Genomic DNA, 25,466 nt, shown 5'->3' on the forward strand with positions numbered 1-25,466 from the left:
ATGGCCCTTACCGCGTTCACTCCCCGCAAGCTCGGCTTCCGCTTCAACATCGTCGGCATGATCGGCCTTGGCGTCATCCTCGCCTGGGCACTGATCGCCATCTTCGCGCCGCTGCTGATCCCCTACCCGATCGGCGATATCGTCGACTTCGACTACTTCGGGCCAATCTCAGCGAAGTTCTGGCTGGGGACCGACTATCTCGGCCGGGACATTTTCTCCCGCATCCTGATGGGCGCACGCTATACCGTCGGCATCTCGCTTGCCGCCGTCTACATCTCCTGTTTCACCGGCGTCGCGCTCGGCATGATCGCGGCGGTGACAGGCGGTTGGTTCGACAGCGCACTCAGTCGCTTTCTCGATGCGCTGAACTCGATTCCCAGCAAGCTGTTCGGCCTCGTGGTTGTGGCCGGCGTCGGCTCATCGATCCCGGTACTGATCATGACGCTTGCCGTCATCTATACGCCGGGTGCCTACCGCTTCTCGCGTGCGCTCGCCGTCAACATCAATACGATGGATTTCATCACGGTCGCCCGCGCTCGCGGCGAAGGCGCGCTTTACCTCATCCGCTCCGAGATCCTGCCCAATATCCTCGGGCCTGTGATGGCGGACCTGGGCTTGCGCTTCGTCTTCATCGTGCTGCTTCTGTCGGGCCTCTCCTTTCTCGGCCTCGGCGTGCAGCCTCCGAACGCGGATTGGGGCGCTCTGGTGCGCGAAAATATCGGCGGCCTGCCCTTTGGCGCACCGGCGGTGATCTTCCCAAGCATTGCGATCGCCAGCCTGACGATCAGCGTCAATCTGCTGATCGACAACCTGCCCCAGAAAATCCGAGACCGGAGCAATTGATGGCCAAGCTCGTTGAAATTCGTGACCTGAAGGTCGAGGCCAAGACCGATTCCGGTCGCCTGGTCGAGATCATCCGTGGCGTCAGCTTCGATATCGAAGAAGGCCAGATCGTTGCCCTGATCGGCGAAAGCGGCTCGGGCAAGACGACGATCGCGCTCACCCTGATGGGTCACGCGCGGCCGGGATGCCGGATCAGCGGCGGCGAGGTCCTGCTCGCCGGCAAGGACATGGCAAGCCTGCCGGAAAAGGCGAGAGCCCGCATTCGCGGTACCGAAGTCGCCTATATCCCGCAGAGTGCCGCTGCCGCCTTCAACCCGGCGCAGACCATCATGGAGCAGGTGATCGAAATCACCCGCATCCACGATCTCATGCCGGCCGAGGAAGCAAAGGCGCGCGCTGTCGAGCTCTTCAAGGCATTGAGCCTGCCGAACCCGGAGACGATCGGTTCGCGCTACCCGCATCAGGTGTCCGGCGGTCAGCTGCAGCGCCTTTCAGCAGCAATGGCGCTGATCGGCGATCCGAAGCTGGTGATTTTCGACGAGCCGACGACGGCGCTCGACGTGACGACGCAGATCGAGGTTCTCCGGGCCTTCAAATCGGTGATGAAGAAGGGCGGCATCGCCGGCGTTTACGTCTCCCACGACCTCGCCGTCGTTGCGCAGGTCGCCGACCGGATCGTCGTGCTGAAGGGCGGAGAGATCCAGGAAATCGGCAAGACCGAGCAGATCCTTTCTGCCCCCGCCCATCCCTATACCCGCCAATTGCTCGGCGCTTTCGAACCCAAGCTCTACGCCTCCCCCGCGCCGACCGATCCACAAAAGACGCCCGCTCTTTTGGAGGTCACGAACATCGTTGCGGGCTACGGGCAGATTCAGCCCGACGGCCTGCCTCTGGCAACGGCGCTCAAATCGGTGAGCCTCAAGCTCGAGGCGGGCCGCAATCTCGGCGTCATCGGCGAGTCCGGCTGTGGAAAATCGACGCTTGCGCGCGCCATTGCGGGGATCCTGCCGCCGGTTTCCGGCGATATCATCTTCGACGGCAAGCAGCTCGCAGCTGACGCCAAGCAGCGCCAGCGCGAAGAACTGCGCAAGCTGCAGATCGTCTTCCAATTCGCCGATACCGCACTCAATCCGGCCAAGTCGATCGGCGATATCCTCGGCCGGCCACTCTCCTTCTATCGCAATATCGGCGGCAAGCAGCGCGAGGCTCGTATCGACCAGCTCCTCGACATGGTTCACCTGCCGAGAGCCATCAAGCACCGGCGTCCGCCGGAACTGTCCGGTGGCCAAAAGCAGCGCATCAACCTTGCCCGCGCACTCGCGGCCGAGCCGAAGCTCATTCTGTGCGACGAAATCACCTCGGCCCTCGACACAGTCGTTGCCGCTGCCATCATCGACCTTCTCAAGGAATTGCAGCGCGAGCTTAGCCTCTCCTATGTCTTCATCAGCCATGACCTTTCGACGGTGCAGGCGATCTGCGACGAGATCATCGTCATGTATGCCGGCGAGAAGATCGAGCAGCTTGCATCCGCCGATCTCGCCGGTGGGGCCAAGCATCCCTATTCCAAGCTGCTCTTCTCCTCCGTGCCGAAGCTTAACACCGGCTGGCTGGACGGGCTGGAGCAAGATCCCGAACTGATGCGGGCTTTCGCGAAACGCTGACAGGCGTTTCGCACATTGCAATCAGGAAAAACGTCAGACTGGAAACAGGCTGGTCAGTGGCATATGCGCCTTGACGATCGGCGATTTCAGCACGACGAAGCTGAAATACTTGTCGATGCCGATCTCCATGTCGATCAGCCGCTCCATTGTCGTCTGGTATTCGGCAATGCCGGCAGTCACGAACTTCACCAGATAGTCGTAGCCGCCGGAGACCAGATGGCATTCCACGACCGAATCCACCTTCTCGACCGCCGCGAGGAAGCGGGCGAAATCGATCTGGCGGTGGTTCTTGAGCGTGACTTCGGTGAAGACGGTCAGCGTCTGCCCGAGCTTGGCGATGTTGATTTGCGCCGAGTAGCCGACGATATAGCCTTCCGATTGCAGCTTCTTCACCCGCATCAGGCAGGGGCTGGGCGAGAGATTGACGAGTTCGGCCAGCTCGACATTGGTGATGCGGCCGTTCTTCTGCAATTCGTAGAGAATCTTGATGTCGATCCGGTCGAGCTTCATCGGCGTGCTCCCCTCTTATCGGCAGCGGCACGCCGCCATACGGAATAATCTTTCGTCATTTTAGGCGGAAAGCCTCGGTTAGCAAGCGGAATCAACCCCGTTTGTGCCTATATAACCTCGTAGAATCCGGATCTTAGCACAAGCATTCGTGATAGACAGGCGCCACCAAAGGAAATGCTGTCTGGCGGCGATCTGCAGCATTTGCGTGGCGAAAGCTCGGCTAGAATACGTGTCTGAAACCCGGAGAAAGCTATGCCCGCGCCCCTTCTGCACATCGAAACCACGCCTGTTATCCCTAATGAGGCGGATGCGGTGGTGATCGGCGGCGGCATCGTCGGCGTCTTTACCGCCTATTATCTTGCGCGGCGCGGCCTGAAGGTCGCCCTTATCGAAAAAGGCCGGATCGGTGCCGAGCAGTCCAGTCGGAACTGGGGATGGTGCCGGCAGCAGAACAGGGATGCCCGCGAACTGCCGATCTCCACCAAGAGCCTGTCTCTTTGGGAGGATTTCGGCAAGGATAGCGGCGAGGATACCGGCTTTCGGCGCTGCGGTCTGCTCTATCTGAGCAATGACGACGCTGAGCTCGCCGGCTGGGCGCGCTGGGGCGAATTTGCCCACGGCGTCGGCGTCACCACCCACATGCTCGACAGCAAAAAGGCGAGCGAATTCGGGGTGGCGACCGGTCGGCAATGGAAGGGCGGGGTCTTTTCGCCAACCGACGGCACCGCCGATCCGTCCCGGGCAGCCCCGGTGGTTGCCCGCGCCATCCTGGCGCTCGGCGGGAGTGTCCATCAGATGTGTGCGGCGCGCGGTCTCGAGGTCGAAGGCGGCCATGTCAGCGGCGTCGTCACCGAGGCCGGCACGATCCGCACTCGAACGGTTGTCATGGCCGGCGGCGCCTGGGCATCGTCCTTTTGCCGGCAGCTCGGCATCCGCTTCCCGCAAGCCGCGATCCGCTCCTCGATCCTCTCCGTCGGCCCCGGTGCCGAAGGCTTGCCGGCGGCACTGCACACCGCCGCAGTCTCCGCCACGCGCCGGAGGGATGGCGGCTATACGCTCGCCATCAGCGGCCGTGCCCGCGTCGATCCGACCCTGCAGCAGCTCCGCTTCGCGCGCCATTTCGTGCCGATGTTCATCAAGCGCCGACGCAGCCTCGCTCCCGGAGGATTGGAAGGTATGAAGGGCGGCCATGAAACCCTGTCGCGCTGGCGGCTCGATCGGCCGACGCCGATGGAGCGCAACCGCATTCTCGACCCCCGCCCGGATCGTGCGCAGATCGATCAGACGCTGGAGCGTGCGCGAGCATTGCTTCCAGCACTTGCCCACACGCCGGTGTCCGCGGCATGGGCCGGCTTCATCGACAGCACACCCGACGGCGTTCCGGCGATCGGTGAGATATCAACCCTACCGGGACTGATTCTGGCGGCAGGCTTCAGCGGCCACGGATTCGGGATCGGTCCCGGAGCTGGCCATCTCGTCGCTGATCTCGTCACGGGCGCAGAGCCGATCGTCGATCCGAAACCCTACTATCCGGACCGGTTGAACGGCTCGGTTTGGGGCAAGGTTGCTGATTTCTGACCCTTCGCCTGCTCGTTGCCAAATTGAACTTGACTGCTTTCCTCATAAAAGCATAGAGGGTCTCAGTTTTCGTCGAGCGATGGCTCGAGCCTGGTGCCGGCTTACGGTCGATCTTCGAACTTAAACCGGCCTCTCGCATTTTGCCGAAGGACAAGCCGCCATGTCCGTTGGGACGCTTCAAGCCACTGTGACCGGAGGCGAGCAATATCGCTTCCGGGTCTTCCGCCGCCTGATCATCCTGGCGCTTCTCGGCGTCGCGCTCTGTATGAGCATAGCGCTCGACATGGCGCTTGGGCCGGCCAACTATACCCTGCAGCAGGTTCTCTCCGCGATCTTCGATCCTGCCAATGCAGCTATTCAATTGCGCGTCGTCATCTGGGATATCCGCATGCCGATCGCGCTGATGGCGGTCGTCGTCGGCGCCTCTCTATCGGTTTCCGGCGCGGAGATGCAGACGATCCTCGCCAATCCGCTGGCAAGCCCGTTCACGCTCGGAATTTCGGCGGCGGCAAGCTTCGGCGCGGCCCTCGCCCTTGTTGGTGGCGTCGCGCTCTATCCCGGCGCGGTCGCCTACATGGTGCCGATCAATGCCTTCATCATGGCGATGGCGGCAGCAATGTTCATCCACTTTGCCTCGACCATGCGCGGCGTCAGCGTCGAGACCATCGTCCTGCTCGGCATCGCCCTGGTCTTCACCTTTAATGCTGCTCTGTCGCTGCTCGAATATCTGGCATCCGAACAGGCGCTTTCGGCAATCGTGTTCTGGACAATGGGTAGCTTCACCAAGGCAACCTGGCCCAAGGTTGCGATCATCGCCGGCATGCTAGTCGTCATCCTGCCGTTGTTCATGCGGGACGCATGGGCACTGACGGCGCTTCGCCTCGGCGACGACAAGGCCGCGAGCATGGGTGTCAACGTGCGGGCGCTGCGCCTGCGGACGATGATGCTCGTCAGCCTGCTCGCCGCCATCCCGGTATCCTTCGTCGGCACGATCGGCTTCGTCGGTCTCGTCGGGCCGCATATGGCGCGCATGATCGTCGGCGAGGACCAGCGCTTCTTCCTGCCCGCATCGGTCGTCTGCGGCGCTCTTCTCCTGTCGGCAACCTCCGTCCTCAGCAAGATCATCATTCCCGGCGCGATCCTGCCGATCGGGGTGATCACCGCGCTGGTGGGCGTTCCCTTCTTCTTCATCCTGATTTTCGGCAGCAGGAGGCGTTCATGGTAGGTTTGGCACTCGATCAGGTCGGCGCCTCTTACGGCAAGGTAAAAGTGCTGTCCGATGTCACCCTCAGCGACCTCAAGGGCGGCAGCGTCACGGCGATCATCGGCCCGAACGCCGCCGGCAAGTCGACTCTGTTCAAGCGGATCGCCGGCCTGATCAAGGGGCCGGGGCTGGTCGAACTCTCCGATACGGCGCGAGGACCACGCTCGATCTGCTACATGCCGCAGGACACAGGCGCCAATGCGGTCCTCACCGTCTACGAGTCGGTCCTGCTTTCGGCAAAGCAAGGCAGCGGCTGGCGGGTTGCCGACGACGAACTGGCCGAAATCGATGCCATCCTGAAGGCGTTGCATATCGAAAATCTGGCGTTTCGCGGCCTCGGGGAGCTTTCCGGCGGCCAGCGCCAGCTCGTTTCGCTGGCACAAGCGCTTATTCGCCGCCCCGAAATCCTGTTGATGGACGAACCGACATCGGCACTCGACCTTCACCGGCAGATCGAGGTGCTGAGCTTCATTACCGATCTCGCCAAGCGAGACGGCATGATCGTCCTGATCGCGCTCCACGACCTCAACCACGCGCTCCGCTACTGCGAAAACACCATCGTCATCGCGCACGGCAAGATGGCGGCCAGCGGCGCGACACCCGACGTCATCACTACCGGGATGCTGCGCGATATCTACAAGATCGATGCCCGCGTCGAGACATGTTCCCGTGGCAGCCCCATGGTGATCGTCGACGGAGCGATCTGATCGGTCACTTAGAAACATCTGAACGCGGATCTACGAGATTCGTGTCAGGCAGAAAATCCAGCGCCCATGAAGCGTAGCGCTCGGCAGAGCAACGCCGTGACGACCGTCGCATGGTCCTCGTCATCGCCGAGTTCGAACTGAACGGTCGCCTTCTCCCCATAGCTCGCGCCGACCTCGCACGAGATCTCGCGCGCATTGTCGATCATGCGGCGAACCTTGCGAATCCGGTGATATTGATCGCTGAAACTCTCCCTGGCTTGCCAGCGCGCAAGCTCCTGCTCCCAGCGTCCGACCGCCGTATAGAGGCGGATCGGCCGCGTGATGGGACACACCGCCGCCAAAGCTCGCGACAAGCCTGGCCGGTCCCACCAGACCGAGGGACTGAAGCTGACATAGCCGCTGAACATGTCCGGATGCTGGGCCAGCAAATCAAGCACGAAATAACCGGCAAGCGAATGGCCGAGCAGAATGCGACTGTCCGGATCGCTGCCAAGCCATGATTGGATATAAGGCAGCAATTGATTGCCAAGGAAGCGGATATAGGCCGCCTGCCCGCCACAGCCGTCCCCTGCCTTGTCGGGAAATACGCTTGTATCCGCGGGACCGCGTGTAAAGTCCAGGTGGCGGCGGTCGATGTTGTATCCGTTCGTATTGGGATAACCGATCCCGACCACGATCGCAGGAGCGATGCCGGTCACCTTCGGGCGGCGAGAGACGCGGCGTACCGTCTCGGCAACGGTGATAAAATCCGAATTGGCGTCGAGAACATAGATGACCGGAAAGCCCGAAGCTGGCGGCTCGGCCTCCGGCACATAGACGAAGATCTCGTAATCCAGATCCGTTTCCGACGAGCGCAGCGTAAACCGTCCGCAGCCCGGCATGACGAGCGGCTGCTGAGGCGACATGCCCGCAATGTCCCGCGGCATGCTGCTGCGCATTTGAGAGCTCAGTAGCGTCTTCCCTATGGCTTTGTCACGCATGTAGCGCCGCGCCTCCGTCTATATGTATATCGGTCATCGTGATGTGCTCCGCCCGTCAGTCGGTCCAGTAGACCCCTGTAAGCGGTACGGCCATGAAGCCATTCAGCGTCCGCCGCGTCGCCTCGACGTCGAGATCCTCAAACAGCTTCGGCTGGGTCCACTTGGCGATGAGCTCCAGCGCCAGCACATCGAGAGGCGAGTTGAAGATTTGCTGCGACAGGCCGTGCACTGCTCCTGTCGCGACGGCAGGGATGGCGGCAAAGCCCGGGCGGGCGAGAAGCCGTGCCATTGCATCTCGCGTTTCTTCTGCGCTGTAATGTGGACCGATCAGAAGCCCACCACGCTTTTCCATATATTCACCGCCGCTGGCGATATAGATGTCGGGCTTCGAGGCAAGCGCATATTCGAGGCTGATCTGCCCGAACGGCTTGCCGGCGAGGATATCGCCGATATTGCGCGCACCCACAAAGTCGATGAATTTGCCGACATTGCCGGTGCCCGGCGAATTGCAACACGCCTCTTGCGTCGAGGCATGCGTCTCCATGAAGACTAAGGGCCTCTCGGACGGATCCTCTTTGGCGATCCGCTCGGCAATCAGAGCCTTCTGCTGTTTGCGGAAGGCGATAACTCTGTCGGCCTCCGCCTCGTGGCCGATGGCCTTCCCCAAAACTTCGAGGCTTCGGTCTGAATTGGCGAAGGGATCGGCGACGAAATCGATGAAAATAACCGGAATTCCGACTTGGCGGAGCTGTTCAAGCTGCCACTCGGCGGGATGCGAATAGAGAGACAACACCACGAGATCGGGTTTTGCGGCGATGACCTGCTCAGCGACCATGTCCTGGGCGCTGCTCGTCGATTTCGGTAGAGTGTCGATTGCCGGAAACCTCTGCCGATAGGCGGCATAGAGCTCGCGCCCAAAGCGGTCGATATCGTGCGGCCAGGCCGCGATGAGGCTGACCGGATCATCGGTGAGAAATGAAAGCGCCAGGATCGAACGGCCGTCATCCACCAGCACGCGGCTCGCCGGCTTTGCCAGCGTAACCGTCCTGCCCCTGAGATCGCTGAGAATGATGTCGGCGCGAGCGAGCGCCGGCATCATCAAGGCGATCAGGAGCGCTGCGATCACGGCAATCAGCTTAAGTGCGACAGGATGCGTCGTCCGGCGCTTGCCGCATTCGAGAGCATATAGCCGTTTCCGGGTGTCCGTTACGTATCGCATGTCCGATCCCTACGTTCCGCGCCCATCGTCACCATTTGTAGGACACGGTCGCCATGATTGTCCGGCCCGTTCCGAGGAAGCATTGGGTTTCCGATGCGCAGGCCGCGACATATTTCTTGTTGAACAGGTTTGTGGCGTTGACGGCCAAGTCGAGACCCTTGAGCTTGGGATTGCGGGCGCCGAAGTCGTAGTGGATAGCGGCATCGACGAGCGTATAGTCTGGCACCTTCATGGCCTTCGTGTTGGTGGCATCACCATAGGTCGAGCCCATGTAGCGGACGCCTGCTCCAAAACCGAGCCCCGCAAATTGCTCGGAGTCCAAAGTATAGTCGCCCCAGAGGCTTACCATGTGTCTGGGCGCCCCGACCGGTGTCTTCCCAACCGTGCTGGCCACCGTGCTCTCGGTCACTTCGACATCGGCAAAGGTATAGGCGGCGTTCATGCTGAAATTGTCGGTAATCGCGAATTTGGCGCCGAGCTCGACGCCCCGCGAACGAACCTCGCCGGCCTGCGTCTGGCAGGTGGATGAGCTGCAGCCGGTCACCGTCGTGTTCGTGCTTGTGTGCTCCGTGTCAGTCGTCAGGACATTCTGCTGCGTAAGATTGTAGAGAGCGACGGTGAAAAACGCGTCGTAATTTGTCGGCTGATACTTCACGCCGACTTCATATTGCTGACCCGTCGTCGGCTTGAAGGTCTTGCCACCATAGCCAGTGCCCATGTTCGGATCGAAGGACGTGCTGTAACTTGCATAGGGCGCGACGCCATTGTCGAATTGGTAGAGAAGCCCTGCCTTCCAAGTGAAGGCGCTATCCTGCGTGCTGTAACTGGTGGACGAACCCGAAGAGAGGGTCGTCGTCGTGCTGTCGATCGATGACCAGTCGTGACGACCGGCGAGGACGAATGCCCAATTGTCCAGCTTCATCTGATCCTGAACATAAACACCCGTCTGATGGCGCACCTGGTTCTGACGCCCGGTCAAGGCCACATTCGTTGAGCTTTCGTAGGATGGGTGGAGATAGTTGATATAGCTGACCGAGCCGTTGCCGTAGGTCGAGGTGGCATCGACCTGCTGGTAGTCCAGCCCCATCAGCAGCTTGTGTTCGAGCTGACCCGTGTTGAAATCGGCCTCGGCTTGATTGTCCACCTGAAGGGCATTGAACTGCTCGATGTAGTGTGTCGCTCGCCGGCCGAGGCATAGATAGGATACGCCACCGCAGCTTGAGGCGGAGGCCCATCCCGTCACGGAGTAGCCCTTGAAATCGGTACTGCTGTGCATGAACCGCAAATTCTGCCGCACCGTCCAGACGTCGTCCAAATGGTGTTCGAACATAGCCCGCCGTGGCTTGCTTGCGCGAGAAGGAATTGTAGTTCGGATTGCCGCTGAAAAAGCTGCTCGAAAACTGGCCATTCGGGTTTTTCTGCAGGGTCCCGACGGCAGGCAGCCAGTTGGAGATGGCGGCATTCGGGTCACGCGTATAGCTCGCGTTCACCGTCAATGTCGTATCGGCATCCGGTGACCAGGTGACGGAAGGGGCGATCGCGACGCGTTGGCTGTCGGAGTTGTCGACGCCGAGATCATAAAGACGACCGACGCCGGTCAGGCGATAGAGGAGCTGTCCTTCTTCATCGAACGGGCCGGTGAAATCGAAACCGGTCTCGGCACGCCCATTGTTGCCGAAGCGCGTGAATACGTCGTGGCTTGCTTCTGCCTCCGGCTTCTTACTGACAAGATTGACCAAGCCACCGGGATTGCCGGCGCCATAGAGGACGGAGGCCGGGCCGCGTGTGATTTCGATACGATCGATGAAAAACGGATCCACGGAGGGTATGTTGTAGTTGATGCCGGTCGGCAGCTTCAATCCGTTCCAGTAATGGATGTAGTTGGCGTTCGCGCCGAAACCGCCGAAACCTCGGATGTAGATGCTATCAAAGCGTTCGCCCGGCCGCGAACCGGTGGTGATGCCGGGCTCGTAGCGTAGCGCAGAAGAAACGCTGGTGGAGCCCTGCTTCTTGATCTGATCGCTTGTCACGACCGATACCGACTGCGGTGTTTCCACAATGGGCGTATCGGTCTTGGTGCCGGCACGGGCGCGCTTGGCAACCGGTCCCTTGTCCTGCATGCCATTGGAGGTGATCGTGATTTTTTCCAGGGTTGTCGGGGTCTGATCGTCAGCCACCACGATCGCCGTCGTCGCAAGCAGGCTCGCCGTTCCCGCCAATAATCCTGTAAAGGCCTGCCTATAAAGCATTCTTCCCCCTTGATCGCACCGGGTGCTAATTTTTGTGTCGGTGCCTACCGTGATCGAGCGGCTCGTCGACTAAAATATGATGGAATTTCTCATGTTTTGGCGTTATACGCGTTTGCGAGCGGAAGGCCATTGCGAACTTGTTTGAGAAAACGCCATTCTTGTTTGCGCAATTGCACCTCGCCAGCGACACGCGATAGGAATAGTTGCCGAATGAGTTCTCTGGTCAAAGCACACGAATTCTTCGGTCAAATGCAGAGGGAAGATTGCACCTTCCGCCTGCTCAACTCCAATATCGGCGCGGACGACACGGTCTTGCGCGGCACGTTCAGCAAGACGACCGTGAGAAGCGGTCTTACGGTCCATTATTCCGATGTGACCAACCTCTGCGATCTCCATACGGAAGCCGAATCTGCGCCACACCTGGGGGTCAAGCTGTTCTTCCAGGGCGGTGTGAGCGCCAGCATCGGCGACCAGGACATTCCGATGCCGCATCGGGCTGAAAATTCCGACCGCTGGATCCCGTCAGCCACACTGTTCCACCAGCAGGAACGGGAACTCTTCCGCCGCCGCGCGGCCGTTGGGGACCGCGTGCGTAAGCTGACGATCAAGATATTCCCGGAATGGCTGGAGTCGGGCGATGTCTTTGCGGATGCAAGCGCGCAGGGCCTGAAGCGCTTCACCGCGACACGGCTTGCGGCACGATCCTGGAGCCCGAGCGCGTCGCTGGTGGCATTGGCCACGCAGGCGATCAAGCCGTCTGGCTTCGAACCCTATCTGGCGCGCCTATACATGGAGAGCCGCACGCTTGGCATCGTCGCCGAAGCCTTTTCGCTGCTGGCAGGCACGCCCCCGCCCGCACACAGCGCAAGACTGAGCGCCGCCGAGAATAAGCGCCTCCGCCGCGCCGAGGAATTGCTGAACAATAGCCGTGTTGCTCCATCCGTCGAGGAGCTGGCGACCGAAATCGGCGTCAGCGTCAATACGTTGCAGCGACTATTTCATACGGCACACCGCACGACTGTCTTCCACTACATACGGAAGCTGAAACTCGAACAGGCAAGGACAGCGCTTGAGAATGAAGGGGTGACGATTGCCCAAGCCGCTTACCTCGCCGGCTATACCAGCCCGGCGAACTTCGCGACCGCCTTCAAACGGCAACACGGATTTTCGCCCAGGGATGCCCGATCACGTTAGAGTGACACAAGCCACGCACTCGGCCCGGCAGCCTCGACGACCGCAAAATTCGCTCCTATCGTGCGCGCCACAAGTCCGCAGTTGGATAGAGGATCGGATATGGACGACAGAATCTTGGCAGTGCTCGATGAATATCACGAGCTCATCCGGGAAGAGCAGAGCAAGCCGCGCGACATGCCGCCGGGCGGCCGCGATGGCGGCCAGGATCGCCGGATGCGCGCAGTCGGGCCGGAAACCGGCCGTCTGCTCAACATCGTCGCCAAGAGCTTGAAGACGCCGAACATTCTCGAGCTCGGCACTTCCTTCGGCTATTCCGGCATCTGGCTAGCGGAAGCCGCCCGTGCGACCGGCGGCCGGCTGATCACGATGGAATTGCATGACTACAAGTCGGCCTATGCCCGCGACAGGGCGACGAAGGCCGGACTTGCCGACCATATCGACTTCAAGGTCGGTGACGCCGTGCAGATGATCTCCGAGCTGACGATCGGCGTGGATCTCGTGCTGGTCGATCTCTGGAAGGATCTCTACGTGCCCTGCCTGGAGGCTTTCTACCCCAAGCTCAACCCGGGCGCTATCATCATCGCCGACAATATGATCCGCCCCGGAAACGAGGATGTGCAAGCCTATGGCCAAGCCGTCCGCGCCAAGGCGGGAATTACGAGCGTGCTGCTGCCCGTCGGCATGGGGATCGAGGTCAGCCGTTTCGACCCGTGATCCTGGGTTTGACGGGCGGGTCGCGGACGCCCGCTTCCTCACTCCATCAGGCTTCGCCTGGTCAGCAATGACGGCTCCTGCTGGCAAAGCAAACCTCACCCGCCGTCCGGCATCATTCCTTGCCGTCAAGCGTCAGCATGAGATTGGCAAGCAAGGCCGTCCTCGGCGCGACGCTGCTGACGAAGATGTACTCGTCGAACGTATGGGCACCGGCGCCGTCCGCGCCTAACCCGTCAAGCGTGGCGACGCCGAGGGCCGCGGTGAAATTGCCGTCCGAACCGCCGCCGGTGCTGACGCCTTCCAGCGTGATTCCGAGTTCGGCGGCAATCCCCGCTGTATGAGCGAAAAGCCGCTTGCCGCCTTCGGATTGCGGGAATGGCGGCCTGTTGAGACCGCCACTGATTTCGAGCGCGATATCCGGGTCGACCGGCTTCAGGGCCTCGATCCTGCCGAGGATTTCCGTAGCTGTCCCTTCGTCGGGCACACGCACGTCGACCTGCATCTGGCATTCTGCCGGCACGGTGTTGCGTCCGGTTCCGCCGTGAATGGTGCCGACGGTCACCGTGACGCCGCGTGCGGGGTCGTTAAGGGATTCGAGTTCGAGCACCAGCCGTGCGGCCGCGCGGACGGCGCTACGGCCATCCTGCGGACGGGTGCCGGCATGAGAGGCGCGGCCGCGAACGACGATGTCGTACATGGCCACACCCTTGCGCGCGACGACAATCTTGCCGCCATCACGGGCAGGCTCGACCACCAGAGCATAGCCGGCATTGCGACTATAGGCCTCGATCAACGCGCGAGAACTAAGGCTGCCCATCTCCTCATCTGGCATGAACAGCAGATCGACGGGAAGCTTCGGGCCGGGGCCATGGCGGACCGCAATCTTCATTGCCTCCAGCGCCATCAGGGCACCGGACTTCATATCGTAGATGCCCGGTCCATAGAGACGATCGCCCTCCTGTCGCCAGGGCAGCTGGTTCTTGATCGTGCCGGCTGCATGAACCGTATCCAGATGAGCAAGGATGAGCACGCTCTTCTGGTTGCTGCCAGCGGGACGAGGCGAACGCACCGCCAGAATATCGCCGAAGCCCATCGTTCCAGGCGTCCGCTCGGCCACGAGACCGGCTTGCTTGGCTATCGCCTCGACGCGATCGGCCAGCCGGTTCACGGCATCAGCATCCGGCGTATGGGTTTCGATCTCCACCCAGCGCCGCAATTCAGAAAGCAGTGCGGCTTGGTCGATATCATCGGGGGAAATAGCAAGGGTCATGAAAGCCATCCGAACAAAGGGCAAAGGCGGGAGGATATGGTGTCCGGCGGATCAGAATCGCCGGACACGTCTAACCTATTGATACAGAAAGGCAGGCCCCAGTCACCGGCCAAATCCACAATCTGCCCGGTCTAGTGCTGCCAACTCATGTCCATGACGAACATGGCTTCGTTGGGGCTCGGCTGCCACTTGAGCTTCTTGCTGGCGCCATAGACGGCATCGCCCTGGTAGAGCCCGATGCCCGGCACATCCTGCTTCAGGATTTCATAGGCCTTCCGATAGTCCTCCAGCCGCTTGTCGTTGTCGAGCGTCGACCTGGCATCGTCGACGAGACCGTCGAACTGCGGGTTGCTGTATTTCGCCCAACTGCTGCCGGTGCGAAACAGCGGAAAGATGATGCCGTCGGCATCCTGGCAGGCGCAGGACCAACGACCGAAAGCCATGCTGCCGGCGTCCCTGGCATCGCCCTGACGACGTTTCAGGAAGGTCGCCTGATCGAGCGAGGTGATCGTCGTATCGAGACCCACATCATTCAGCATCTGCTGGATGGCTTCCACCATCGAACGATCATAGGAGGGCGAGGTCAGAAACTCGATTTTCGCCCCTTCCGCGCCCGCGTCCTTTATCAAGGCGCGCGCTTTGTCCGGATCGAAGGGGTAGCCTTCGACCCTCTCGGTGTAACCAAAGATCGGTTTGGCGCCGACGACGTTGACCGGGGAGCCGAAGCCCTGCAATAGCGCATCGACCAAGGTCTGCCTATCGATGGCGTAGGCGATCGCCTGGCGCACGCGGACATCCTGCGTCGCGCCAGCCTGGGCGTTGATATAGATATAGCCGACGCGCTCGGTCGGAACCGAGAGCACCTGCACCTCCTCGCCGCTCTTCAGCGCAATCGCCTGATCGGACGGAAGATCGCGAACGAGATCGGCCTTACCGGTCTTCAGGTCGGCGATGCGGGTGGAGACGTCGGGCACGGCGCGGAAGACAACATGTTCGAAGGGCGGCTTTGCGCGCCAGTAATGGTCGTTCGCTTGAAGCTCGGTCTGTACGCCCTTCTGCCACTGCACCAGCCTGTAAGGACCGCTGCCCATCGGCTTCAGATTGAACTCCTGGGCGCCCACCTTCTCGACATAGGCCTTCGGCACGATCGACAGTTTGACGAGTTGGGCAATCAGCGCAGGATAGGGCGACTTCGTCATCATCTTCACCACGGTCGGACTGGTGGCCTCGGCCTTGATGATCTGGTTGAACTGCGACAATTGCGGGCTCTTCAGAGCCGGATCGATGATACGGTTGACGCTATAGGCAACATCGTCGGCAGTCAGCTTGCTGCCATCCTGGAAGGTCACATCATCGCGGATCTGGAATTCGAGGGTCTTGTCGTCGAGATATTTCCAGGACGTCGCGATCTGCGGCACGATCGCGCCGGCTGTATCGCGGGTGATGAGATTGTCGAAGATATTGCGATAGACGCTATAGCTGTCCGTGTCCCATTGAAGATGCGGATCGAGCGTGGCCGCATCATTCGGCAGGTCGATCGTCAGCGTATCCTTGGCCGATTGCGCATAGGCTGCCGACGCCAGAAGGCTCACGGCAAGGGCCGCTGCGGATAAGAACTTGAAATGCATAGTCTACTACCCCCTTTGAAATTCAAAAACGCCGTTGCGCCCCGCCGGACGCTCATTATTTATTGGTGCAATGTCTTCAGGCCGGCTTCGGAAGCGCAATAGGCAGCAAGCTCCGCATGGGTGGCAAACCATACGTCCCTCTTGGCCTGCGCCTGGCGAATGATCTCTTCCAGAATGAAGATACGCGAGCGATGGCCGATGTGATGAGGATGAAGCGTAAGCTGGAAAAGCCCACCCTCCTCATAGGCCACCTCGAGCTCGCGTTGGAAAATATCGAGAACCATCGACGGGCCGCCATAGGGCCGCGCGCCGGTCATGCGGTCCATCGCTACATAGGGAGCGTCATCGCGGATCCACTCCACGGGGATTTCGACGATGCCCGTCGGCTCTCCGTCTTCGAGCAGCTCATAGGGCTCGTCGTCCGCCATCAGCGATGAATCGTAAAGCAGCTTCATCTCGCGGGCGATCTTCAGCGTGTGCGGACTGAAATCCCAGGAAGCAGTTCGCATGCCGACCGGTCGAACACCGGAAATGCGCTCCAGCACATCGGCGGCGCGCAGGGCAAGGTCGCGCTCGCTCGCCTCGTCCAGGCGCGAGTTGAATTCGTGTATCCAACTATGCATGCCAAGTTCATGGCCCGAGGCTACGACAGCGCGCGCTTCATCAGCATTGATCATCGCCGACACCGCCGGCATGAAGACCGAGGCCGGGACGGCGTATTTCTCCAGCAGCTTGAGAATGCGCGGCATGCCCGAACGAGGCCCATACTGCCCCTGGCTCATCCGGCCGATCGAAACACCGCCATTGCGCAATTCAAACGTCTCATGGTCGGCGTCGAAGGACAAGGCGACCGCCATGCGGGCGCCATTCTTCCACTTGGCGGGCCGCAACGACCGCCCGGCGCGCACCTTGTCGACGCGGCTCCGCCAGGTTTCGTCCGGCCAGAGCCAGGGTTCGGCAATCTCCGCCTGCTTTTGCGTCCCGCTCATCGTCACACCCGCCTTGCCGGTTGTCGCTTTTCTCGGCACAACTGTTACAGGCCGATCGCTAGGCCAACAACGGGAAGGTCGTTCACATATATGAACTCGGAAGTGAAGAGCGCCGGACGTGTCCTCGATATTCTTGAATATATGGCGGGGCGGCGGGAAGCCGTTGCCTTGTCGCAGATTGTCCGGGATCTGACCTTGCCGAAAAGCAGCGCGCATGGGTTGCTCCAAACCCTCGCCGCGCGCGGTCATCTCGTACAGGATTCCGCCGGGCGCTACATGCTGATCGAGGCAGGCCGGCATGGTTTCCCCTTCCGTCGCCACGAAGAGCCGCTGGTGGTCAAGGCCATGCCGTTCATGGAGCGCCTGCGGGACGAATCCGGCGAGACCGTGCTGCTCAGCGCCATGAACGCTCATTGCGACATCCGCCGACTGGCAAAAAGCGTGAGCCGCCAACCCATACGCTATGACGTCAACCTGGACGCGGCCATCGTCGCCTATTGCACGGCTATGGGCCGCGTCCTTCTCGCCCACGCGCCGCAGCAGACGTTGGAAGATTATCTCTCCCGCGTTCAGTTCCTGTCCTACACGCCCTATACGATCACCAACGTGCAGGAGATCCGCAATATTCTCATAAAAGTGCGGCAGGATGGATACGCGATCAACGACCAGGAATTCGTCACAGGTTCGACCGGCATTGCCATGCCCGTTTTCGACGCCACCGGCAATGTCGTCGCCGCGCTCAATCTGGGCACGCTGACCAGCCGCTACTTCGAGCGGCACGAGGCGCTTCTATCGATGCTGCGGAAAACGGCCGACGATATCAGTCGCAGCCTTGGATACAGGGCGAAACCTTAAGCGCCGTCGCGTTAGGCCGGATTTGCAGAATAGGCACATTTCTCGCGCCAGGCGACGGGCGTCATGTCGGTGACCCGGCGAAACTCGCGATTGAAATTCGATTTGGTCTGGAAACCGGCTTCAAGCATGATTTCGGTCACTGATTGATCCGTCTCGGCCAGTAGCCGGCAGGCTTCGGCAATCCGGTAGTCGTTGACATATTGCGAGACATTCTTTGCCGTGGTCCGGTTGATGGCCCCCGAGATGCGGCGCGACGGTATCCCGGCCTTGCGGGCCAACCGTTCGAGATTGAGATTGGCGTCGCGGTAAAGCTTCTTCTCCTGCATCAACGCATGAACCCGGTCGACAGTGTCTTTGTCTTCGGCGGCATCCGATATTGGCAGGATTTCCACCATCTCGGCGTCCGTGGAATTCCGGCTGGCGGCGGCTGCCGCGGCGCCGAGAACAAGCAGGCCGACAAGATTGGCGATGCTGACGATCAGACCGACATGCGCGCCATGGGTCCACCCGAAATCAAACAGTACCAGCGCGTCGATCAGGGCCGAGAAACACAAAGCAGTGGCGGCAAAGACAAGTGCGCGATGGGCCGGCCGTGCCGCCTCGAATGACGCCAGACGCAGCGCGTCGGGACCCGGCCGGACAAGCCAGAGCAAGGCCAAGGCATAGGCGATTTGAATGAGGATCATCGCGATATCGATGGCCTCAGGCCGGAGAATGGCCAGCACGGCGATAATGACAGCGGGAAAACTGTAGAATCCCAGGAGGACAGGTCCGCTTCTGGGACTATCCACACCCAGCCTGCGCACGCCGGCATAAACCAGCGGCGGCATAACCGTTGGGAGCACCATCGCCAGATAGCCGACCCACTGCAGGCCGTAGCCCAAGCGCAGTCCGACCAGAACCGATTGCACGGCACAGAGCAATAGCAGGAGGAGAAAGGGCCGGTTCGCAGCAAGCTCGTCGTCCCGCCGCACCACCGCCAGAAACAGCAGAAGCAGCAGGAGAGCAACGACGAACGGTAGCGGCACGAACAGCATAAGACCCTTCCCCGGGGTAAGAATATTTGTCGCCACTATGGCCTGACTCGCAGCTTCCGGCGATCTAGATCGCGTTCTGCAACGTCCTAAATCGCGATCGAGGTCGCACCAGACGTGCCGGCGGCGGAAAATCATGCCGTCAACGTCTGGAGACCCCTAATGAATGCAGAAGCGAATATCGCGAACCGACTTCGATCGCTGTCGATCGAACGCGAAGGAACACCGCCCGCTGATGCAGCCGCGAGCCGTCGATTCCCAATGCGTGGCGTGGCTCTAACCGGCTTGGCCACAGCGCTCGCGGCAGCGGCTTACATATCGCTTCCGCTTGCAGAGAGTTTGTGGAGACATCCGGTAGCGGAAGCCATCTCCCAGCCGACAAACGAAACTGACGCGATAGTGCAAGACAAGCTGCCCGCTCGATTGCCGCAAACGCCGCCACCTCAATCCGTGATCGGCTCCGGCTATGTCGTCGCCGAAAAGATGATTACCTTGCGACCGGAAATCAGCGGCAAGGTCGCCGAACTGCCGCTGGATATCGGCGACCACTTTGCCGCCGGGCAAATTATTGTGCGGCTGGATACGACAACGGACGAGATCGAGTTGAGGATCGCCAGATCCCAAGCCGCAAGTGCGGATGCGGCGGTACACCGGGTCGAGGTCTCGCTGGCGCAGGCGCGCAGGACCCTGGAGCGCACCAAATTGCTTGTCGAGCGCGGTGTCAAGGCGCTGAGCAGCCTTGATGAAGACAGCCTCTCCGTCGTGCAATTGACCAGCGACCTCGATGTGGCGCGGCAGGCAGCGGAAACCGCTCGACTACAGGTAGAGAAACAGGACAGAAACCTGGTGCTCCACCGGATTGTCGCTCCATTCGATGGCGTGATCGTCACCCGGCTGGCCGGCCTTGGTGATATTGTCGCCTCCGGCACGGATGGCGGTGGGCCGCGAGACGGGATCGCAATCCTTCTCGACCCAAACTCGCTCACCATCGACGTCGATATTGCCCAGTCCAATGCAGCACGCATAGAGCCCGGCCAGACGGCTGTCGCGGTTCTCGACGCTTTTCCCGACCGAACGTTCAAAATGCGGGTGCGGACAATCGTGCCGGCAGCGTCGTTGCAGAAGGGCACGGTGACCGCCCGGCTGGAATTCCTGACGCCGCCCGCGCGCGTACTGCCGAACATGGCGGCGAAGGTCACCCTGGATGCTCCGGAACTTCAAGCAAACACAAATGAAAGAGGATTTTGAGATGGACAACAGCACATCTGCGCCAGACGACGGGATTGTGATCGACAATGTGCGCAAGGACTACCGGATCGGCAAGAACGCCGTGACGATCTTTTCGGATCTGACCATGACCATCGGCGCCGGCGATTTCGTCGCGATCGTCGGCCCTTCCGGCTCCGGCAAGTCGACGCTTCTGAACCTCATCGGCGGCATCGACCGCCCCGATGACGGCGACATCAATTTCGGACACGCCCGCATCAGCCGAATGAGCGAAAGCGCGCTCACCAAATGGCGCGGCGCCAATGTCGGCTTCGTGTTCCAGTTTTACAATCTGATGCCGATGCTGACGGCAGAGCAGAATATCGAGCTTCCACTACTGCTGACCAGCCTAACCGCGCGGCAGCGTCGGGAGCGCGTCGAGACGATCCTGTCGCTCGTCGGTCTTACCGACCGGCGCAAGCATCTGCCGTCGGAGCTTTCGGGTGGCCAGCAGCAACGCGTGGGGATTGCCAGGGCGCTGGCGAGCGATCCAAAGCTGTTGCTCTGCGACGAGCCGACAGGCGATCTCGATCGTTCTTCCGCCGAAGAGGTGCTCGCCATGCTGCGCATCCTCAATGCGGAGCTCGGCAAGACCATCGTCATGGTTACGCACGACGATATGGCAGCACGCTCCGCCAAGCGCGTGCTGCGCCTGGACAAGGGCCAGTTCGTCGAACGGGAGGCCGCGTGAGCACCATGAACCGCTTCACTCTCCTTCGCCGCACCATGGCACGCAAACCAACGCGCAGCCTGCTTCTGATCACAAGCATCGCGATCGCCTTCTTCATCTATCTCGTCCTGACCAGCTTCGAACATGGCTTTCTCGGCGGAGCGGTGGATTCGGAGCGGCTGATTGTGACCAACAAGGTCGGCGATACCCTGCCCTTGCCGATCAGCTATTACGACAAGATCCATGTGCTGCCCGATATTGCCGGAGCGACCTACATGGCGCGCAGTCGCGCGACCTACCGGACACCGGCGAATTTCCTGGGCCTGACGGCGGTGGAGCCGTTAAGCTTCGCCACCTTCATCGGTGATCAATACGATATTCCCACGGACGCCCTTGCCCGTTTCGGAGAGGTTCGCAACGGTGCCATTGTCGGCCGCAGCATTGCTTCCCAGGAGGGCTGGATGCTCGGGCAGACGATCACGCTGAACACGTCGAGTTTCGTCAAGACCGATGGCAACTCGGACTTCCAATTCGAGATCGTCGGCATATTGGACGGCAAGAAATCCGCCGACACGCATTTCGTGATGGCGCGATACGACTACATCAATGCGGAGCGCGGCATGGACCGCGACACCGTGACCGGTTTCGGCATTGTGCCGAAGAAGGATGTTCGCACCGATGACGTCATCAAGTCGGTCGACACCCTCTTTGCCAATTCCGCCTACGAGACCCGGACACGCACGGAGGCAGAGTTCATGAAGGCCTTCATCGCGCAATTCGCCGATATCGCAACCATCGTCCGTCTGGTGGTTGGCGTCGCCTTCATCACCATCCAGATGATCGTCGCCAATACCATGTTCTTCGCCATCCGCGAGCGGACGAAGGAAATCGGCGTACTGAAGGTCCTCGGCTTCTCCCGGCTCTTCGCTCTCGGCAATGTTCTGGCAGAGACATCTGCCCTGTTTGCCACGGGACTCGGCCTTGCTCTCGGCCTTGCCTTTACCGCCATCCTGCTGCTGCGAGAACCGCTGCGCACCATCGTGCCGGACCTGACGCTCACGCCTTCGATCATTGCCGAGGCGATCGTCCTCGCCGCCTTGCTGGCGCTGGCAACCGGCGTCGCGCCAGCCTTCAACGCCATGCGCGTGCCGCCCAGTGCCGCTTTGAGAGAAAGATGAGACCATGAGCACGATTGTCCGCCAATCCCTGGCCCTCACCCTATCCAATCTGAAGTCCCTCCGCCGCCGGATATGGATTTCCCTGTCGCTGATATTTTCCGTGGCGATGGTCGTCACGGTTCTGCTCGGCTTTCTGGCGATGTCGAACGGCTTCCAGACATCGCTGCTACAAGCTGGTTCCAAGGACATCGCCATTGCCCTTGGCAAGGGAGCCGGGACGGAACTCGGCAGCCGGATCGAACCCTCCCAGCTTCATTATCTCGATGGTATCACCGGCATCGCTGTCGACGCGGCCGGCGCTTCCGTCTTGTCGCCCGAAATGGTCGTGCCGGTAGAAGTTCCGGAAAAGACCGACGAACTGCTTTCTACGCTGTCGCTACGCGGCATTGGTCCCTTCGGCCTCAGCGTGCGTCCGAATGTCAGGATCACTCGCGGCCGGATGTTCAATCCAGGCGCCAGCGAAATCGTCGTCGGTCGCCGGCTGAGCCTTGATTACAAGGGGCTGGAGATCGGCGAACAGCTGACGTTCGGCACATCGAAATGGACCATCGTCGGTATCTTCGATGCTGGCGGCTCCGTCTTCGAATCCGAGATGCTGGCGGATATCGGCGTGGTGCGGACGCTGTTTAACCGACCAAACCTGATCCAGAGCGTCAGAATCAAACTGACCACACCGGAGGCGCTGCCGGCCCTGCAATTCATGGCTGCCGCTACGCCGCAGATCGGGCTGACGCTGCGATCGGAACAGGATTATTTCGCGGGACTTGCCGAACGGACGTCGAAGCTGATCCTTCTCCTCGGCTGGCCGCTGGCGATCACCATGGCTGCCGGCGCCGTGGTTGGCGCCATGACGACCATGTTCAGTTCCGTGTCGGATCGCAGCACCGAGATCGCCACGGTCCGAGCCATCGGCTTCAGCCGGCGGGCGGCCTTTGCCGGTACATGGATCGAGGCGATGGCTCTGACCTGCCTCGGCTGCCTGGCCGGCGTCGGCTTTTCCTATCTCGTCCTCAACGGCTGGACGGCGTCGACCGTGAGCCCCGACCGCACACAGATCGGATTTCAGCTGGTGCTGTCTCTTCCGCTGGTGATTAAGGCGGTCTGGCTGTCCTTGATTATCGGTGCCATCGGCGGCGCATTGCCGGCGGTGGCCGCCACACGTATCCCGCTCAGACTGGCAATGAACGGGCGAGCGCAGGCCGGCTGACGAGCAAGCAGATTCATGCGGCGATTGCGCGCGTGCAAATTGGGAAAGTACGAGTTCGGAACAGGCTCGTGATGATCTTATCGCCGGGCCGCATAAGCCGCGCCCGGCGATCTGCCTATTCATCGGACAATGACGTCTGCACATGAGCGGTTGTCGAACAACCGGAACATGCGCCTCGTTCACGCCGTCTGACTATGTTCCCCGCCACGGCGCGAAATGCCGCTTAAGGCCTCGGCGGCGAAACCGTTCTTGTGGGCCACGGCTATATCGCCAAGCGAAAGGATACCGACCAGCCGCTTGTTGTGATCCAGCACCGGCAGGCGGCGCACCTGAATATCGCCCATGTTGCGGCAGACGTCGTCGATCTCCTGATCGTCGAAGCAATATTTGACGTCTGACGTCATCACATCGCGGACCTTCGCATCCGGACCCATGCCCATGGCAATGCCACGGATGGCGATGTCGCGATCGGTGATCATGCCGACCAAACGATCATGATCGGCAACCGGCAGAACGCCGGCATCGAGATCCGCCATCGTCTGCGCGGCGCTCAGAATCGTCTCATCAAGGTTGGTGATGCGTACATCGTGCGTCATCGCGTCACGGACTTTCATCGGTTCCTCCATCATCGGACGCCGTGTTCTGGTCGTTGACGGGATCAGCATCGGGCGGCGGCCGCTTCCCTGCTGATCGCAGCGCCCTCTCCCAAGGGCCTGCTACCACAACAGATGAAGGGGCGATCGGTTCCGGCCTTATTGCGGATATTTGCAATCACATCTCGAACTCGTCGTCCTCCCGGCGAGCAGATGACGGCATATCCCGAAACTGAAACGGCCTCCCGATGGGAGGCCGTTTCGCGTTTTCGCAGATTGTCGACGATGCCGTTATTCAGCGGCCTGCAGTGCAGGCGTCTCGAGATCTCCGGTCAATTTCCCGGCCATGGCGGCCGCGAACTTCGTCTGGTCGAGTTCGTTTTCCCAGCGTGCAACAACGATAGTGGCAACAGCGTTGCCGACGAAGTTGGTGAGCGCGCGGCATTCCGACATGAAGCGGTCGATGCCGAGGATCAGCGCCATGCCGGCAATCGGAACCGAAGGCACGACGGCGAGCGTTGCGGCCAGTGTGATGAAGCCGGCGCCCGTGATGCCAGCAGCACCCTTGGAGCTCAACATGGCCACGAGCAGCAAGAGGATTTGATCGCCGAAGGACAGCGACGTATCAGTCGCCTGGGCGATGAAGAGAGCCGCCAGCGTCATGTAGATGTTGGTGCCGTCGAGGTTGAAGGAATAACCCGTCGGAGTGACGAGGCCGACGACGGAACGCTTGCAGCCGGCACGTTCCATCTTGTTCATCAGGCCGGGCAGTGCGGCTTCCGAAGACGAGGTGCCGAGGACCAGCAGCAGCTCTTCCTTGATATAGCGGATCAGCGCCAGGATCGAGAAGCCGTTGTAGCGGGCGACGGCGCCGAGGACGACGAGCACGAAGAAGATGGACGTCAGATAGAAGGTGCCGATCAGGAACGCCAGGTTGGCGATCGTGCCGATACCGTATTTGCCGATGGTGAAGGCCATGGCGCCGAAGGCACCGATCGGTGCGAACTTCATCAGGATCGAGACCATGCGGAAGATCGGGGTGGTCAACGCCTGCAGGAAGTCAACAACCGGGCGACCGCGGTCGCCGACGGCGCCAAGTGCGATGCCGAAGACCACCGAGAAGAACAGCACCTGGAGAATATCGCCCTTGGCGAAGGCGCCGACGATGGTGTCCGGAATGATGTTCATCAGGAAGCCGACAACCGAGGCGTCATGCGCCTGCGCGGCATAGTTACTGACCGCCTTCGTGTCCAGCGTTGCCGGATTGATGTGCATGCCGGCGCCCGGCTGCACGACGTTCGAGACGATGAGACCGACGATCAGCGCCAGCGTCGAGAAGGTCAGGAAGTAGATAAACGCCTTGCCGACGACGCGACCGAATTTCTTCAGGTCCGACATGCCGGCGATACCGGTCGTCACCGTCAGGAAGATAACCGGCGCGATGACCATGCGGACCAGCTTGATGAAAGCGTCGCCGAGCGGCTGCAGCGACGTGCCAAGCTGCGGATAGTAATGGCCGAGCAGGATGCCGGCGGCGATGGCAGTGAGAACCTGCACGTAGAGGTGCCGGTAGAAGGGTAGTTTGACGCGCGTTTCGGCGTCGGCAGCGATGGGAGCAATCATGATGTCCTCCGTTGTGCCCAACCGATCCCTCGGCCCTCCGGGCAAAGACTAAAACTCAACAGCCTCCGACTGTTTCGTATTCAGTAGCAACGAGCGTGCCAAATGGCAGGAAACTGGGCAACGCCTTGATTTAAAGATGGCTTTTCCTGGGCAACTCCATACGAACTTTCGGAAATGTGCGAAAATCCGCACAAGATGATTTGCAGGGCGCGCGAAATCATGCACAATATGCGG

Annotated in this window: 22 protein-coding genes and 1 pseudogene; 12 read left to right on the forward strand and 11 right to left on the reverse strand. The window is 60.8% G+C overall.

Annotation, left to right across the window (positions count from 1 at the left end; all coding sequences use genetic code 11):
* Positions 1-843 (forward strand): ABC transporter permease, encoded by an 843-nt coding sequence (locus RRH01S_RS13705; RefSeq protein WP_012650472.1) that lies wholly within the window; start codon positions 1-3, stop codon positions 841-843.
* Entirely contained in the window at positions 843-2,504 is a 1,662-nt protein-coding gene (locus tag RRH01S_RS13710) for an ABC transporter ATP-binding protein (RefSeq protein WP_034516265.1), read from the forward strand. Before RRH01S_RS13705 ends, RRH01S_RS13710 begins: the two co-directional genes overlap by 1 nt.
* A gap of 33 nt (positions 2,505-2,537) precedes the next feature.
* Here the strand turns inward: RRH01S_RS13710 and RRH01S_RS13715 are convergent, their stop codons facing one another.
* Positions 2,538-3,014 (reverse strand): Lrp/AsnC family transcriptional regulator, encoded by a 477-nt coding sequence (locus RRH01S_RS13715; RefSeq protein ID WP_015917614.1) that lies wholly within the window; start codon positions 3,012-3,014, stop codon positions 2,538-2,540.
* A 252-nt stretch (positions 3,015-3,266) separates the two neighbouring features.
* On the opposite strand from RRH01S_RS13715, the gene RRH01S_RS13720 reads away from it, so the two are divergent.
* The 3 genes from RRH01S_RS13720 (at position 3,267) to RRH01S_RS13730 (ending at position 6,563) form a co-directional block, all read left to right on the forward strand.
* Positions 3,267-4,592 (forward strand): NAD(P)/FAD-dependent oxidoreductase, encoded by a 1,326-nt coding sequence (locus tag RRH01S_RS13720; RefSeq protein ID WP_034516263.1) that lies wholly within the window; start codon positions 3,267-3,269, stop codon positions 4,590-4,592.
* A 160-nt stretch (positions 4,593-4,752) separates the two neighbouring features.
* Positions 4,753-5,817 carry a FecCD family ABC transporter permease gene (locus RRH01S_RS13725; RefSeq protein ID WP_007697822.1) on the forward strand — a complete coding sequence of 355 codons (1,065 nt, stop codon included), beginning with the start codon at positions 4,753-4,755 and terminating at the stop codon, positions 5,815-5,817.
* Positions 5,811-6,563, forward strand: coding sequence for an ABC transporter ATP-binding protein (locus RRH01S_RS13730; protein ID WP_015917616.1), 753 nt, complete (start codon positions 5,811-5,813; stop codon positions 6,561-6,563). Before RRH01S_RS13725 ends, RRH01S_RS13730 begins: the two co-directional genes overlap by 7 nt.
* A 44-nt stretch (positions 6,564-6,607) precedes the next feature.
* Here the strand turns inward: RRH01S_RS13730 and RRH01S_RS13735 are convergent, their stop codons facing one another.
* From RRH01S_RS13735 to RRH01S_RS34815, 4 genes and pseudogenes are all read right to left on the reverse strand, one after another.
* Positions 6,608-7,468, reverse strand: a complete 861-nt coding sequence (locus tag RRH01S_RS13735; RefSeq protein ID WP_234711692.1) for an alpha/beta hydrolase — start codon at positions 7,466-7,468, stop codon at positions 6,608-6,610.
* Positions 7,469-7,598: 130 nt separating this feature from the next.
* Positions 7,599-8,762 carry an ABC transporter substrate-binding protein gene (locus RRH01S_RS13740; protein WP_015917618.1) on the reverse strand — a complete coding sequence of 388 codons (1,164 nt, stop codon included), beginning with the start codon at positions 8,760-8,762 and terminating at the stop codon, positions 7,599-7,601.
* A 28-nt stretch (positions 8,763-8,790) separates the two neighbouring features.
* Positions 8,791-10,224: a TonB-dependent siderophore receptor gene (locus RRH01S_RS34810; RefSeq protein ID WP_306464983.1), complete on the reverse strand. Its 1,434-nt coding sequence runs from the start codon at positions 10,222-10,224 to the stop codon at positions 8,791-8,793.
* Positions 10,225-10,561: 337 nt separating this feature from the next.
* A pseudogene (locus RRH01S_RS34815) lies at positions 10,562-11,011 on the reverse strand (TonB-dependent receptor plug domain-containing protein); the annotation flags it as partial.
* Positions 11,012-11,221: 210 nt separating this feature from the next.
* Between RRH01S_RS34815 and RRH01S_RS13750 the strand changes: the two are divergent.
* Both RRH01S_RS13750 and RRH01S_RS13755 read left to right on the forward strand, forming a co-directional pair.
* The gene (locus tag RRH01S_RS13750) at positions 11,222-12,205 is read left to right on the forward strand and encodes a helix-turn-helix domain-containing protein (protein WP_110924626.1); all 984 of its coding nucleotides are present in this window, start codon (positions 11,222-11,224) and stop codon (positions 12,203-12,205) included.
* A gap of 99 nt (positions 12,206-12,304) precedes the next feature.
* A complete protein-coding gene (locus RRH01S_RS13755) occupies positions 12,305-12,919 on the forward strand; it encodes an O-methyltransferase (protein ID WP_015917621.1) in 615 nt (204 codons plus the stop codon).
* 112 nt (positions 12,920-13,031) lie between these two features.
* On the opposite strand, the gene RRH01S_RS13760 is transcribed toward RRH01S_RS13755, so the two are convergent.
* From RRH01S_RS13760 to RRH01S_RS13770, 3 genes are all read right to left on the reverse strand, one after another.
* Positions 13,032-14,189, reverse strand: a complete 1,158-nt coding sequence (locus RRH01S_RS13760; RefSeq protein ID WP_015917622.1) for a M20 family metallopeptidase — start codon at positions 14,187-14,189, stop codon at positions 13,032-13,034.
* A 131-nt stretch (positions 14,190-14,320) separates the two neighbouring features.
* The gene (locus RRH01S_RS13765) at positions 14,321-15,817 is read right to left on the reverse strand and encodes an ABC transporter substrate-binding protein (RefSeq protein WP_015917623.1); all 1,497 of its coding nucleotides are present in this window, start codon (positions 15,815-15,817) and stop codon (positions 14,321-14,323) included.
* 59 nt (positions 15,818-15,876) lie between these two features.
* Positions 15,877-16,806: a polysaccharide deacetylase family protein gene (locus tag RRH01S_RS13770; RefSeq protein WP_015917624.1), complete on the reverse strand. Its 930-nt coding sequence runs from the start codon at positions 16,804-16,806 to the stop codon at positions 15,877-15,879.
* A gap of 90 nt (positions 16,807-16,896) precedes the next feature.
* On the opposite strand from RRH01S_RS13770, the gene RRH01S_RS13775 reads away from it, so the two are divergent.
* Positions 16,897-17,661 carry an IclR family transcriptional regulator gene (locus tag RRH01S_RS13775; protein WP_034516258.1) on the forward strand — a complete coding sequence of 255 codons (765 nt, stop codon included), beginning with the start codon at positions 16,897-16,899 and terminating at the stop codon, positions 17,659-17,661.
* Positions 17,662-17,672: 11 nt separating this feature from the next.
* Here the strand turns inward: RRH01S_RS13775 and RRH01S_RS13780 are convergent, their stop codons facing one another.
* Positions 17,673-18,698, reverse strand: coding sequence for a helix-turn-helix domain-containing protein (locus RRH01S_RS13780; protein WP_042472090.1), 1,026 nt, complete (start codon positions 18,696-18,698; stop codon positions 17,673-17,675).
* A 396-nt stretch (positions 18,699-19,094) separates the two neighbouring features.
* Here RRH01S_RS13780 and RRH01S_RS13785 point away from each other — a divergent pair, with 396 nt between their 5' ends.
* From RRH01S_RS13785 to RRH01S_RS13800, 4 genes are read left to right on the forward strand one after another with little or no spacing between them, the layout of a single operon-like run.
* On the forward strand, positions 19,095-19,943 hold the full coding sequence (locus RRH01S_RS13785; RefSeq protein ID WP_234711694.1) for an efflux RND transporter periplasmic adaptor subunit: 849 nt from the start codon (positions 19,095-19,097) through the stop codon (positions 19,941-19,943).
* Position 19,944: 1 nt separating this feature from the next.
* On the forward strand, positions 19,945-20,652 hold the full coding sequence (locus tag RRH01S_RS13790) for an ABC transporter ATP-binding protein (RefSeq protein WP_015917628.1): 708 nt from the start codon (positions 19,945-19,947) through the stop codon (positions 20,650-20,652).
* Between the two features lie 5 nt (positions 20,653-20,657).
* The gene (locus tag RRH01S_RS13795; protein WP_015917629.1) at positions 20,658-21,809 is read left to right on the forward strand and encodes an ABC transporter permease; all 1,152 of its coding nucleotides are present in this window, start codon (positions 20,658-20,660) and stop codon (positions 21,807-21,809) included.
* 4 nt (positions 21,810-21,813) lie between these two features.
* Positions 21,814-23,016, forward strand: coding sequence for an ABC transporter permease (locus RRH01S_RS13800; RefSeq protein ID WP_015917630.1), 1,203 nt, complete (start codon positions 21,814-21,816; stop codon positions 23,014-23,016).
* Between the two features lie 179 nt (positions 23,017-23,195).
* Here RRH01S_RS13800 and RRH01S_RS13805 read toward each other — a convergent pair whose 3' ends face one another.
* Both RRH01S_RS13805 and RRH01S_RS13810 read right to left on the reverse strand, forming a co-directional pair.
* Complete coding sequence (locus RRH01S_RS13805; protein WP_034516251.1) at positions 23,196-23,630, reverse strand: CBS domain-containing protein; 435 nt, start codon at positions 23,628-23,630, stop codon at positions 23,196-23,198.
* Positions 23,631-23,900: 270 nt separating this feature from the next.
* Complete coding sequence (locus RRH01S_RS13810) at positions 23,901-25,232, reverse strand: dicarboxylate/amino acid:cation symporter (RefSeq protein WP_042472094.1); 1,332 nt, start codon at positions 25,230-25,232, stop codon at positions 23,901-23,903.
* Between the last annotated feature and the right edge of the window lie 234 nt (positions 25,233-25,466).

The organism is Rhizobium rhizogenes NBRC 13257 (assembly GCF_000696095.1).
Classification (GTDB): Bacteria; Pseudomonadota; Alphaproteobacteria; order Rhizobiales; family Rhizobiaceae; genus Rhizobium; species Rhizobium rhizogenes.